This is a genomic window from Caballeronia glebae (genome assembly GCF_001545035.1).
Classification (GTDB): domain Bacteria; phylum Pseudomonadota; class Gammaproteobacteria; order Burkholderiales; family Burkholderiaceae; genus Caballeronia; species Caballeronia glebae.
Map to the genome: position 1 here is coordinate 1 of NZ_FCOJ02000047.1, position 12,039 is coordinate 12,039.

12 protein-coding genes are annotated in these 12,039 nt (G+C 64.6%); 4 read left to right on the forward strand and 8 right to left on the reverse strand.

Going from position 1 to position 12,039, the window contains the following annotated elements; genetic code table 11:
* Positions 1-351 (reverse strand): biotin/lipoyl-containing protein (locus tag AWB82_RS26325; RefSeq protein WP_143756862.1); only part of this gene is annotated, 351 nt, incomplete at its 3' end.
* A gap of 276 nt (positions 352-627) precedes the next feature.
* On the opposite strand from AWB82_RS26325, the gene AWB82_RS26330 reads away from it, so the two are divergent.
* A complete protein-coding gene (locus AWB82_RS26330) occupies positions 628-1,938 on the forward strand; it encodes a DUF2325 domain-containing protein (protein ID WP_086972340.1) in 1,311 nt (436 codons plus the stop codon).
* Here the strand turns inward: AWB82_RS26330 and AWB82_RS26335 are convergent.
* The 3 genes from AWB82_RS26335 to AWB82_RS26345 are packed head-to-tail and all read right to left on the reverse strand — an operon-like array spanning position 1,935 to position 3,424.
* The gene (locus AWB82_RS26335) at positions 1,935-2,336 is read right to left on the reverse strand and encodes a winged helix-turn-helix domain-containing protein (RefSeq protein WP_086972289.1); all 402 of its coding nucleotides are present in this window, start codon (positions 2,334-2,336) and stop codon (positions 1,935-1,937) included. The two genes, AWB82_RS26330 and AWB82_RS26335, sit on opposite strands and share 4 nt — an antisense overlap.
* Before the next feature lie 57 nt (positions 2,337-2,393).
* Entirely contained in the window at positions 2,394-2,942 is a 549-nt protein-coding gene (locus AWB82_RS26340; RefSeq protein WP_086972290.1) for a nitrogen fixation protein NifQ, read from the reverse strand.
* Positions 2,939-3,424: a molybdopterin-dependent oxidoreductase gene (locus tag AWB82_RS26345; protein WP_086972291.1), complete on the reverse strand. Its 486-nt coding sequence runs from the start codon at positions 3,422-3,424 to the stop codon at positions 2,939-2,941. Before AWB82_RS26345 ends, AWB82_RS26340 begins: the two co-directional genes overlap by 4 nt.
* Before the next feature lie 296 nt (positions 3,425-3,720).
* Between AWB82_RS26345 and AWB82_RS26355 the strand changes: the two genes are divergently transcribed.
* The 3 genes from AWB82_RS26355 to AWB82_RS26365 all read left to right on the forward strand — a co-directional run bounded on the left by AWB82_RS26355 (position 3,721) and on the right by AWB82_RS26365 (position 7,109).
* Positions 3,721-4,557: an alpha/beta fold hydrolase gene (locus AWB82_RS26355; RefSeq protein WP_086972293.1), complete on the forward strand. Its 837-nt coding sequence runs from the start codon at positions 3,721-3,723 to the stop codon at positions 4,555-4,557.
* Positions 4,558-4,790: 233 nt separating this feature from the next.
* Complete coding sequence (locus tag AWB82_RS26360; protein WP_086972294.1) at positions 4,791-6,029, forward strand: MFS transporter; 1,239 nt, start codon at positions 4,791-4,793, stop codon at positions 6,027-6,029.
* A gap of 165 nt (positions 6,030-6,194) precedes the next feature.
* On the forward strand, positions 6,195-7,109 hold the full coding sequence (locus tag AWB82_RS26365) for an NHL repeat-containing protein (RefSeq protein WP_086972295.1): 915 nt from the start codon (positions 6,195-6,197) through the stop codon (positions 7,107-7,109).
* Positions 7,110-7,121: 12 nt separating this feature from the next.
* Here AWB82_RS26365 and AWB82_RS26370 read toward each other — a convergent pair whose 3' ends face one another.
* The 4 genes from AWB82_RS26370 to AWB82_RS26385 form a co-directional block, all read right to left on the reverse strand.
* Positions 7,122-8,069: an ABC transporter substrate-binding protein gene (locus tag AWB82_RS26370; protein ID WP_096031462.1), complete on the reverse strand. Its 948-nt coding sequence runs from the start codon at positions 8,067-8,069 to the stop codon at positions 7,122-7,124.
* A 79-nt stretch (positions 8,070-8,148) separates the two neighbouring features.
* Entirely contained in the window at positions 8,149-9,186 is a 1,038-nt protein-coding gene (locus AWB82_RS26375) for an ABC transporter permease subunit (protein ID WP_086972296.1), read from the reverse strand.
* A 19-nt stretch (positions 9,187-9,205) separates the two neighbouring features.
* Positions 9,206-10,750, reverse strand: a complete 1,545-nt coding sequence (locus AWB82_RS26380; RefSeq protein WP_086972297.1) for a sugar ABC transporter ATP-binding protein — start codon at positions 10,748-10,750, stop codon at positions 9,206-9,208.
* Entirely contained in the window at positions 10,740-11,981 is a 1,242-nt protein-coding gene (locus tag AWB82_RS26385; RefSeq protein ID WP_086972298.1) for an ROK family transcriptional regulator, read from the reverse strand. Before AWB82_RS26385 ends, AWB82_RS26380 begins: the two co-directional genes overlap by 11 nt.
* Positions 11,982-12,039: the final 58 nt, after the last annotated feature.

The following is a 12,039-nucleotide window of genomic DNA, read 5'->3' on the forward strand; positions in this document are numbered from 1 at the left end:
GCCGGAAACCTGAGGGGCGGGCGTGGGAGCCGCCGCAGCTGCGGGCGCGGGCGCGGCGGCGGGCTTTTCCGGCGCGGGCGCGGGCGCCGCTGCCGACGCCGACGCCTTCGCTTCCGTATCGATGACCGCGATCACTTCATCCGCGTGAACGATGTCGCCTGCTTTTTTCAGGACTTCCACGAGCGCGCCGGCCGATGGCGCGGGCACTTCGAGCACGACCTTGTCCGTTTCCAGTTCGATGAGGATTTCGTCCTGCGCCACGGCGTCGCCCGCATTTTTCTTCCACGGCAACATCGTCGCTTCGGTGACGGATTCGGAAAGTTGCGGAACCTTGACTTCAACCCTGGCCATTCAGATTCTCCTTGTGAGCGATGCGTCGCGATGGGCGTGCCTTCTGTACGCGGCCTCGTCCGGCCGGCCCGACCCGCCGAAGGACACAAGGATACGCCGTGTGCGGACCGTGCGCGCGCGGTGTGGCCCTCGGCATTCGTCGATCCGGTTTTTCGCCCTCGTTATATTCGGTGGTATATTACGAAGCACGAATCGATTGACCCGTCGACGAGAAGACCCGGCGCAAGTCCCGAAAGCACGCGCCTTCCGGCCCAGCCGATCGAGCACGAGGTGATCATGCAAACCCCTCCGTTTCAACTCGCCCGCACGAGCGCGCCTGGCGCACGCGATGCCTGCTGTCAGCCGAGCGAAGCCCATTTGCGCGCGTTGCGCCGGCGCGCGCGGCTCGCCGAACTGGATTCGCATCTGCATTGCTCGGTGATCGGCACCTGTCTTTCGACCGGCGAACTGCGCAAGCTCGCGCCGAAGTTCACCGATCTCGACCGCTATCACGCAAGCGATCTGGAGATTCATCACGCCTCCGTCGAACTCGCGATTGCGGGCGGTGCGGGCGCGAAGGCGCTGAACAAGGCGCTCGACGAGCGCTATGCCGGTGCGATCCGCCGGTTCGACGCCGCGCGCGATCCGCAGGCGCTGCTCGATTTGTGGAACGATGCGTTGAAATCCGGCGATATTCCGCCCGCGTATTGGGCGGTGATGTCGCATCCGCACGCGACCATCGAAGTGCGCCAGTCCGCGTTCGGCGAACTGCATATGCTGTCGCATCTGGTCGGGGCGGCGAATCGCGCGGATATCCGGCGGCTCGTCGCGCTCGAAGCGGAGAATCAGGAACTCAAGGAAAAAGTCGAACGGCAGCAGGCGCGTCTCATCGAATTGAGCGCGGAACGTGACGCCAGCGTTAAACAGTCGAACGAGCAAGCGCTGCAGCTTGCCGCGCTCGCGGACCGCAAGGCGTATTTGTCGACGGCGCAACTCGAAGCCGAAGTCGAGCGCCTGCGCGAAAAGGTCGAAGACGGCGAATTACGGCTCGCGCTGCACACGAGCCGCCGCGCGGCCGCCGAGCAGCGCGCACTGCGGGACGAGGACGAGACGCGCGCGTTGCGCAACAAACTGGGCGACGCGCAGGCGCTACTCAAGATCGTGCAGGCCGAATGCACGGCGCTCGAACGCGCGACGCTCGATGCTGGCGATCGTCCCGATGCACGACAACGCGCCGTCGAATGGGTGAGCGGCAAGCGCATCGTCTATGTTGGTGGAAGGCCGAATTCGAATGCGGTGCTGAAGGCGCTGGTGCAGGCCGCGGGCGGGGAGTTGATCGTGCACGATGGCGGCATCGAGGATCGCAAGGGCCTGCTCGCGGCCGCGCTGCCGAACGCGGATGTCGTGCTGTTTCCCGTCGATTGCATCGATCACGATTCGATGAGCATGCTCAAGCGTGTCTGCGAGCGGCATGGCGTGGAATATTCGCCGTTGCGCACGGCGAGCGTCGCGAGTTTCGTGGAGTTCGCCGCGCGGCTTACCGCCAGCGCCCAGGCGACGCACCCGAGCGCGCCGCCGCCGTCGGCGTTCTGCCTACGTCACGGTTAGGGCTTGAGCAACCGCGTGAGCGATTCGATTTGTCCGGCGCACGCGGCTTGCGCCCGCGCTTCGACATCGCGATAAAGCCGGACGATGCTCTCGCCGACGGGTGTCAGCACGCAGCCGCCGCCGCTTTGTCCGCCTTGCTCGGAAATGGTCGCGGGCGATTCGAGCGAGCGATTGAGTTCGTCGATGAGCAGCCACGCGCGCCGGTACGACATGTCGAGGCTGCGCGCCGCCGCCGAGATCGAACCGTGCTTGCGCACCGCTTCGAGCAGCGAAACCTTGCCCGGACCGATTGCGATGGTCTCGCCTTTCATGACGCGCATGCGAAAGCGCACTTCGGCGGGCAGATTCGCCGCGTCCGTTCCCGATGCGCTTTCCGGTGTTTTCAGGGTCGTCGCCATGCCCGAGAGAATACACGAAGGAAATCGGACGGACGTTTCATGGCGGGCGTGCCGGCGTTATCGGTTCTCCGGATAGCAGAATCCGAAATCCTCGCATCCGGGACACCCCGGCGCGCAGGTCGGCTCGACGCCCCGCGCGTGCGCGACTTCCTGCGCGAGAAACTTTTTCCAGCGCATATTCGTGACGTTACGCGCGATGAGATCGGGATAGTGGCGGCCGAGCATGTCGGTGACGTCGTCGCGGCCGCCGAGACCCAAGTCGCGCCACAGGTGATCGGGACGCAGCGACGCGGCCGAAATGATCGTCGCGAGACAAAGCGCATCCTGCCGATGGCGCGTCGCCGAGCGGTCGTGCCACATCAGCAGTCCGCGCAGATCGCGCACGAACGCCCAGTGCGGCGTGGCGTGCATCGCGCCCGGCGGACGATCCATCGGCGCGCCCGGGAAATGACGGCTGGCCAGCGCCGAGAATGTGCCGGCGTCGAGTCCGAGCAGAAGCAGATCGTTCGATTCGATGCGCGCGCCGATGAGCCGCGCGAACAGCACAGTATCGGACGAATCGGGATTTGCCGCGTGCGCGAGCAGCGCACGCGCGGACGCGTTCATCGATGCGACGCGCCCAGCACGTGCGCATCGACGCGCACGAGGCGCTTCAGATGGCGCGGCGCGCGCACGGTGTCGGCGCCCGAAACGAGCACAGGCAGGCCATCCCCGATGCCGAGTTCGCGATCCTCGCATTCATACGCGATGATCACCTGCGCGCCGATCGGCGTATTGAAGAGTTCATGCCACGAAAACGTCACGGCATAGCCGTCGTGCGCGTGCGCGAGAAACACGGTGCGCTTGAAATCGGTGTTGTCCGGGCGGCGCACGCCCGCGGCGTCGAGCAGCACGCGCAACTGCACGCCGCGATAGCTTCCCATCGGACGAAGGTAGCGGCCCGTGGAAAAGCACACCAGATCGAACGGCTCGATGCTCGCGCGCTCGAATTCGCGCAATGCGGCGATGTCGAGCGTGAGCGGCCGCTGCACCGCGCCGCCGATCTCCACGTAGGAACTGCTCTCAATACTTGGGCTCAGTGACGACATGATTCCTCGAAGCATGGGCCGCGCGAACCGCGCTATATCCGAGACTATATTACGGGCTTTGGCCGATGACATTTCCGGGCGCGAATAATCGACATGCCTTGCGGGTAATCCCGGCAGCGAAACCGGCAAACGTGTACTGTTCTAGGCGGGCGCCCGCCGCTGGCGCTCGAACCGGCGAAGCGTAGTCGAATGCCGGTTGTCTCCCAGTTCCGCCCGCAAGAACGTCGAAGTCACTGCTGAGCGATGCGCCCAGCGTGGCGTCCTGCTCCATACCCTTTAACAAGAGAGGATTTGTCATGCCGTTCGTCACGACCAAAGATCACGTCGAAATTTTCTACAAGGATTGGGGACCGAAGGACGCGCAACCCATCGTCTTCCATCATGGCTGGCCGCTTTCTTCGGACGACTGGGATGCGCAGATGCTGTTTTTCGTCCAGAAGGGTTATCGCGTCGTCGCGCACGACCGGCGCGGACACGGGCGCTCGTCGCAAGTCTCGGAAGGTCACGACATGGACCACTACGCCGCCGACGCCTTCGCGGTCGTCGAGGCGCTCGATCTCAGGAACGCGGTGCATATCGGCCATTCGACGGGAGGCGGGGAAGTCGCCCGCTATGTCGCGAAGCACGGCGAACCGTCGGGACGCGTCGCGAAGGCGGTGCTCGTGAGTGCGGTGCCACCGCTCATGCTGAAGACGGAAGCTAACCCGGAAGGCCTGCCTATCGAGGTCTTCGACGGCTTTCGCAAGGCACTCGCCGACAACCGCGCGCAGTTCTTCATCGATGTGCCCGCGGGCCCGTTCTACGGCTTCAATCGACCGGGCGCGACGGTGTATCAGGGCGTGATTCAGAACTGGTGGCGTCAGGGCATGATGGGCAGCGCCAAGGCCCATTACGAGGGCATCAAGGCGTTCTCGGAAACGGATCAGACAGAAGACCTGAAGTCGATCTCCGTCCCTACGCTCGTTCTGCATGGCGACGATGACCAGATCGTGCCCATCGCCGACGCCGCGCTGAAGTCCATCGAGTTGCTGAAGAACGGCACGTTGAAAACGTATCCGGGCTTCCCGCACGGCATGCTGACCGTGAACGCGGACGTTCTCAACGCGGACCTGCTCGCATTCGTGCAGGCCTGAGCTTGGATACGGCCGGAGCGAGCCAGCTCGCTTAACAGGCTTCCATCCACGTTGCGATGAAGTGCTCGCGCTTTCCACTGGAAAGCGCGAGCACGCTCGAACGCCTCACGACGCCACATTCTTTTGCGCGGACATTGTTCGGCCGCGCCGGCAAGTCTGTTCAAGTCCCGATGCTTTTTCCCGCGCGCAACCGCGCTTAAAGTCTGGGACTCCAATCTCGCACCAATGCCATCATGCAAATCGATACACCATCCGTTGCGGCGTCGTCGCAAGGAGATCCGACGTCGATGCGTCAATGGCTCGCCGTCATTGCCGTGGCCGTGAGCGCGTTCGCGTTCGTGACCGCCGAATTCCTGCCGGTCGGATTACTGCCGCAAATCGCACACGACCTCGGCGTGTCGACCGGCGTCGCGGGCCTCATGGTGACGACGCCAGGCGTCATGGCCGCCATATTCGCGCCGACGCTCATCGTCGGCGCGGGCCGCATGGATCGCCGCCATGTCTTCCTGCTTCTCACGGCGGTGCTCCTCGTCGCGAATCTCGTGAGCGCCGTCGCGAACAGTCTTCCCGTCATGTTGACCGGGCGCGCTTTGCTCGGCGCCGCGCTGGGCGGTTTCTGGACGCTGGCGACCGCTGCCGCGCCGCGACTCGTGCAGGCAAAAGACGCGGCCAAGGCGACCGCGACCATTCTCGCCGGCGTGACCTTTGCGACCGTCATCGGCGTGCCGCTCGGAACGTTCATCGCGTCGTTCGCATCGTGGCGTCTCTCGTTCGCGGCGACCGCGGGACTGGTTGCGGTGGCGCTGGTCGCGCAGGCGCTTCTCGTGCCTTCGTTGCCGTCGGCGTCGGCACTGCGCATCGCCGATTTCAGGAAGCTGCTCGCACGGCCACACACGCGGTTGAGCATGCTGATGGTCGCGCTCGTTTTCGGCGCGCATTTTTCGACCTACACCTACATCGCGCCGCTGCTCGAACAGGATTTCTCCCTGAGCGCCATCACGCTGCTGCTTTTCGGATTCGGGCTCATCGGTTTCTTTTCGAATGCGTTGATGTCGATGGCGGTATCCACTCATCTCAAGAAGTCCGTCGCGGTGATGGTGTTGTTGTTGCTCGGCGCGATCTCGTCCATGTTGCTGCTCGAACATTCGGCCATCGGCGAAACGGCGGGAATGCTGCTTTGGGGCATCGCGTTCGGCGCGCTGCCGCTGTGTTTCAGCGTGTGGATTCAGCGCGGCACGGCGGACCTGCCGGAAGCGGGTTCGGCGATGTTCGTGAGCATCATTCAGGTCGCGATCGCAGTCGGTTCGGCGGTGGGCGGCACAATCGTCGACCGTGCGGGCGTACACGCCGACTTCATGCTGGGCCTTGCGCTCGCGCTCGTCGGGCTCGTTACGCTGCAACGGCTCGCCGCATCGGAGAGGCCTGCGGGTTCGTCCGCTTTCAAGCGCGGATACGACGCCTCGCCCGATTGACCGATCGTTTCGCGAAGGCGCGAAATGCCCGTGTCAGGCGCCTGAAAGTGACCGCGCGTGCTGCCGTGAGCGATACCGTGTCTGCGCTATATTGATCGTCCGGCCCGACGCCATCGCCTTGGGCTCATCGACGGAATATCGACGGACAATCGACGGGAGAAGCGCATGAAGCGTCGGCTGATGGCGGCAATCGCAACCACGTTGTTCCTCGCGGCGTGCGGATCGGTCGCGCCGGGCGCTGCGGTGCAGAACGTGCCGCTCGCGGGCACGCCCAACGGCGTCGCCGTGCGCGAATCGGACGGCGCCGTGTTCGTCACCGACGACCGAACCAATGCCATCGTGATGACCACGCATATCGGCGAAGACGACGCGCCCGCGTTCTCGCTCTACGCGCGCATTCCGGCAGCCGAGAAAGAGCGCACGAGCTTGAGCCAGATCGCGTTCGCGCCGAACGGTCATCTGCTCGTCGAGCAATTCGGTTTCGGAACGTCCGCCGCAATCTACGATGTCGCGCCGAGCGGTCAGGTCGCGCTCGCGTCGGACACGAATTCCGCGCGCCGGCGTCTGGGCTTGCTCGTGCTCGACGGCGGCACGTTCGTGTCGAGCTGGTTCATGAAAGAGGGCAGCGCGCCCCCCGAAGGCGGCGTGAGCGTGATTACGCGCGGCACGGCGCCGCGACAGGTGATCGAGCGCGATATCGTCACCGGATTGGGCAAGCCGGTCGGACTCGCGACGGTCGGCGACATGCTCTACATCAGCGATCAGGCCGCGAATCGCATCTACAAAGTGGATCTGCAGGCGGCGCGGGCGGCGAGCGCGCCCGTGCCCGCGAGCGATGTCTTCGCGACCGTCGAATCGCCCGACCTGATGGCCGCGACGCCCGACGGCAGGCTTTACACGAAATGCGGCGCGCACGCCGTATGCAGCTTTTCGAAGCGCGGCCACGCGACGGTCGTCGCGGACGGTTTCGAATCGCCGCGCGGCGTCGCGGTGGACGTCGCGCGCAACCGGTTGCTCGCGGTGGACCGGTCGAGCGCGCCGGACAAGCCGAGCGCGCTGCGCGTGGTGCCGATCAAATAACGGCGACCGCGCTCAACGCGGCGACGACCATCCCTTGTAGCTGCCAATGTTCTCGCGCGTGACGAGCGTCGAGGGCAACAGAATCGTCGCGTTGGCCGGCTTCTTTCCGTTCATCAGATCGTAGCCGACGCTCACCGCCTGCTGCGCCATCGCCCATGGGTCCTGACTCGCCGATGCCTGAACCATCGTGTCGGACTTGAGCGCCGTTTCGATATCGGGCGCGCCATCCACCGACGTGATCACGATATTGTTCCGATGCAGTTGCTTCGCCGCGAGGTCCGTGCCGATCGCTTGCGGATCGTTGATCGCGAACACGCCGTCGAGCTTCGGGAACCGCGTCAGATAACCCTGCATCGCGTTCATGCCGCCTTCGCGCGAGCCTTTCGCGTCCTGATCGTCGGAGAGAATCTTGATGCCCGGATTCTTCGCGAGCACGCTCTTGCAGCCCTTCACGCGATCGATCACCGCCGAAACCTGCGGCCCGTTCTCGATCACCACGTTGCCCTTGCCGTTGAGCTTCTTCGCCAGAAAATCGCAGGAGATTTCGCCTGCCTGCACGTTGTTGGTCTGCACGGTCGCGTCCGCGCCGGCCGCCGCGACGTCCACCGCGACCACGACGATGCCCGCCTTCTGCGCCTTCTTCACCGCCGGCTCGATCGCTTTCGGATCGACGGCGTTCAGCAGGATGATGTCGACGTGCGCCGAGATGAAGTTGTCGATCTGCGTGAACTGCTTGTTCATGTCGTAATCCGACGACACCGCTGTCACCTTGGCGTTCGGATTGATCGCCTTCGCTTTGGCTTCCGCGCCCTTCGTGATCGTGACGAAGTACGGATTGCCGAGCGAGCCGACCGTGATGCCGACCGACTTCAATTGCTTGTCGGCGGCGTGCGCGGATAGCGACAGGGTGAAACCGAGGGCGAGTGCGACGCTGGCGAAAAGCTTATTGTGCTTGCGCATGTTGTTGTCTCCAGGTTGGTCCGTTGGTATAGGGGCGGGCGCGAGCGGACCTGCAAGCGCCCGGATGATCGATGAAAATTCAGGTGCGAGCCGAGCCGCGCTGACGGTAACGATCGAGCGCCACCGCGCCGATGATCACGAGGCCCTTGATGATGTACTGCCAGATATCCGACACGCCGAGCAGCACGAGGCCGTTGCTCAAGACCGCGATGATGAGCGCGCCCACCAGCGTGCCGACGATCGAACCCACGCCGCCGACGAAACTCGTGCCGCCGAGAATCACCGCCGCGATGGCGTCGAGTTCATACGACTGGCCGAGCTGCAAGCCGTTGGCCGCATAAAGACGCGCCGCCGACATCACCGCGCCGAGGCCCGCGAGCAAGCCCGAAATCGCGTAGACGAAAAGCTCGATGCCCCACACCTTGATACCGGAAAGACGCGCCGCTTCGGGATTGCCGCCGACCGAATAGATGCGCAGACCGAGCACTGTGCGGCGCAGGATGAACCACGACACGGCCACGACGAGCAGCGCGATGATCACGAGCCAGGGCACGCCGAGCAGCGTGTCGTTGCCGATGAACGCGAACGACAGTTGCGGATTGAAGATCGTCGTGTCGTGCCCGATGAGCCGCGCGATGCCGCGCACCGCGGTCAGCGAGCCGAGCGTCACGATGAACGGCGGCAGCTTGAGCAGCGAGATCAGCAAACCGTTGATGACGCCGAAGCCGAGACCGACCGCGAGCGCCGCCGGAATGCCGAGCCATCCCCAGCCCGGAATGTTCGATGCGAGCAGCGCGGCGACCGCGCCCGCCGACAGAATCGAGCCGACCGACAAGTCGATGCCGCCCGTCAGAATCACGAAGGTCATGCCCGCCGCGAGCACGATGTTGATCGATGCCTGCTGCGTGACGATCGACAGATTCTGAAGACTGAAGAAGCCATCGGTGCCGACGCCGAAGCCGATGCACAGCAGGATCAGCACGGGCAGCATGCCGGCGGTGCGCATCAGCACCTGCATGCGTTCGCGATGCTCGATTCGGTTCTGCCGCTGCGATACGCTCTCGGCCGTCTTAACCGGCGCGCTGCCTGTTTCGTCGTGTTTCGTCGTGTTAGCCATGTCTCTCTCCAGATATCTTTTAAGCCGCCTGATCGAGCGCGACCTTCGAGCCCGTCGCCAGTTCGATGATCCCTTCCTGCGAAATCGGCTTGCCCGAATGGCCGCCGAGTTCACCCGCGATTTCGCCTTCACGCATCACGAGCACGCGGTCCGCCACGCCGATCACTTCGGGTAGCTCGCTCGAAATGACGATAACGCCGACGCCCGAGCGCGCCAGATCGTTGATGATTCGATAAATCTCCGACTTGGCTCCAATATCGACGCCGCGCGTCGGCTCGTCGAGAATCAGCACTTCGGGCTGGGTTTCGAGCAGCCGCGACAGCAGCACTTTCTGTTGATTGCCGCCCGATAGCGCGCCCACGTTCACGCGCATGTTCGGCACGCGGATGGTGAGCGCGGCGATCGCGTCCTTCGCGCGCGTGTTGCCGCGCGCGAGGTCCATCACGCCCGCTTTCGCATCGCGTCCGGCGATGGTGATGTTGATGTTGTCGCGCACGCTCATGTCGAGGAAAAGGCCCTGGCCCTTGCGGTCTTCCGTCAGATAGACGAGACCGGCGTCGATCGCGTCGCGCGGCGTGCGCAGTTTCACGGGCTTGCCGTGCATCGATACTTCGCCGCGCGTTTTTTCTTCCGCGCCGAAGATCAGCCGCGCGAATTCCGTGCGCCCCGCGCCGACGAGTCCCGCGATGCCCAGCACTTCGCCCTTGTGCAGATCGAGGCTGCATCCTTTCACGCGATTGCCGTCGGCCAGATCGCGCACGGAAAGCACGACGTTGCCCGGATCGTAAGGCGCGTGCTGCTTCTTGTAGAAGCCCGAGATGTCGCGCCCGACCATCATCTTGACGAGGCTGTCGGCGGAGAGTTCTTCGCGCATCAGCGTGCCGACGTAGGCGCCGTCGCGCAGCACGGAAACGCGATCGCTCAGCTCGTAAATCTCTGCCATCCGGTGACTGATGTAGATGATCGCGATGCCTTCCTCGCGCAGTTGCCGCACGAGCTCGAACAGACGATCGGTTTCGCGCGAGGACAGCGGCGTGGTCGGCTCGTCCATCACGAGGATGCGCGCATGGGCGTGCACGGCGCGTGCGATTTCGACGAGTTGCCGCTCCGCGATCGACAGATCGCCGACGAGCGTATGCGGCTTGAAGTTCGCGCCGAGACGCTTCAGCACGTCCTGGCAACCGTGCTCCATGCCCCGGCGATCGACCAACCTGCCGCGCCGGAGTTCGCGCCCCGCATAAATGTTCTCCGCGACCGAAAGATTCGGCGCGAGGCTCAGTTCCTGATAGATCACCGCGACGCCGAGCGCGCGCGCGGCGAGCGGCCCATCGATGACGACGGTCTTGCCGTCGATCAGGATTTGCCCGCCCGGATCGGCCTGATACGCGCCCGAGAGGATTTTCATCAGCGTGGACTTGCCCGCGCCGTTTTCGCCCATCAGCGAATGGACTTCGCCGGGATAGACCGACAGACGCACGTCGTTCAACGCGCGCACGCCGGGAAAGGTCTTGCTGATGCCGCGCATTTCGAGAAGCGGCGGTCGGCTGGAAGCATCATGCGGCATGGTTCACCTCCTGCGGTTTGATGCCCGCGTGGCGGATCGCCGCGCGCGGTGAGAAGTTGAAGAACATCGGTAGCGTGGCCGCGCCGATCGCGCCCGCATCCGGGCCGAAGGAGCCGCGCACGAGCGTCGGGGTGCCGCGCGCTTCGGGCGCGTTGGCGGCGAGCGTCTTTGAGAGGCGTTCGACGAGCTTGTCGAGCAGGCCGCCGTCGATGTCGGAATCGATCACGACCATCGGCACGTCGAGCACGCAGAGCGTCGCGCGCAGGGCGGGCGCGAGCGCCTCGATGCAGTCGTCGATCCATTCGTCGACGGCGGGAAGACTTCGCTCGATGCAGGCCTGCAAGTCGATGCGGTTGTCCGCCGCCGCGCCGCAGTAGTTCAGATGCCGCACGAGCGCGTTCAGCGACGCGCGCGACAGCAGAATGTCCCACTGGCCGTTAGGCTGCGGCGCGGAGGGCAGGCGGCTCGGCGGCACCGGAATCACGCCGATGTCGCCTGCATTGCCCGACGCGCCGCGCAGACAGTCGCCGTTGATCGCGATGCCGCCGCCGATTGCCGAGCCGAGAAAGAGATAAACGAAGTCGTCGCAACTGCGGCCGTGGCCGTAGAACAATTCGGCGGTCGCGGCGGCGTTGCCGTCGTTTTCGCTGAAGACCGGCAGCGAAAGCGCGCGGCCGAGTTCGTCGGCGAAATCCGTCTCGTCCCACGCGCGAAAACGCTCGGCGGGCAGCCCGAGTTCGCGCAGCCAACTGCCGAGATTGAACGGCTGCGCAACGCCGACGCCCGTCAGCCGCTCGCGCTCAGGCGCGGAAAGCAGGCGAAGCATGCTTTTAACATCGCGTTGAACGATTTTGACGACTTCGGAAGGGTGCGGTAGCACGGCGTCGAGTGCGCTGCGGGCGAGCACGTCGCCGGCGAAATTCACGAGCACCGTCTCGATTCCCGTGCGGTCCAGTCGCACGCCGATACCGAACGCGCCGCGCGGATCGAGCCGGATCAGCGACGCGGGCTGTCCGCGCTGGCCTTCGATGCGGCGTCCGGTGTATTCGATCAGTCCCGCATTTTCGAGCGACTCCACGATGCTTCCGACCGCCGTGCTCGTCAGATTCGCGTGACGGGCGAGATCGGCCTTCGACGCCGGCTCGGCGCGCCGCAGCGCCTGCAGGAGCAGGCGCTCGTTGTACCGGCGCACGTTCGCGGAATTGCTGCCTCTGCCGCTTGGGGATTTCACGCGCTGTCTCCGAAATAGCCGGCCATCGAGTCGTGGCCATTAATTAAATCAAGTTGAT

Coding starts and splice junctions, on each gene's coding strand:
- AWB82_RS26365 (WP_086972295.1), top strand. CDS start 6,195: ATGAAGCGTCGGCTGATGGCGGCAATCGCAACCACGTTGTTCCTCGCG.
- AWB82_RS26340 (WP_086972290.1), bottom strand. CDS start 2,942: ATGAACGCGTCCGCGCGTGCGCTGCTCGCGCACGCGGCAAATCCCGAT.
- AWB82_RS26360 (WP_086972294.1), top strand. CDS start 4,791: ATGCAAATCGATACACCATCCGTTGCGGCGTCGTCGCAAGGAGATCCG.
- AWB82_RS26330 (WP_086972340.1), top strand. CDS start 628: ATGCAAACCCCTCCGTTTCAACTCGCCCGCACGAGCGCGCCTGGCGCA.
- AWB82_RS26335 (WP_086972289.1), bottom strand. CDS start 2,336: ATGGCGACGACCCTGAAAACACCGGAAAGCGCATCGGGAACGGACGCG.
- AWB82_RS26370 (WP_096031462.1), bottom strand. CDS start 8,069: ATGCGCAAGCACAATAAGCTTTTCGCCAGCGTCGCACTCGCCCTCGGT.
- AWB82_RS26375 (WP_086972296.1), bottom strand. CDS start 9,186: ATGGCTAACACGACGAAACACGACGAAACAGGCAGCGCGCCGGTTAAG.
- AWB82_RS26380 (WP_086972297.1), bottom strand. CDS start 10,750: ATGCCGCATGATGCTTCCAGCCGACCGCCGCTTCTCGAAATGCGCGGC.
- AWB82_RS26355 (WP_086972293.1), top strand. CDS start 3,721: ATGCCGTTCGTCACGACCAAAGATCACGTCGAAATTTTCTACAAGGAT.
- AWB82_RS26345 (WP_086972291.1), bottom strand. CDS start 3,424: ATGTCGTCACTGAGCCCAAGTATTGAGAGCAGTTCCTACGTGGAGATC.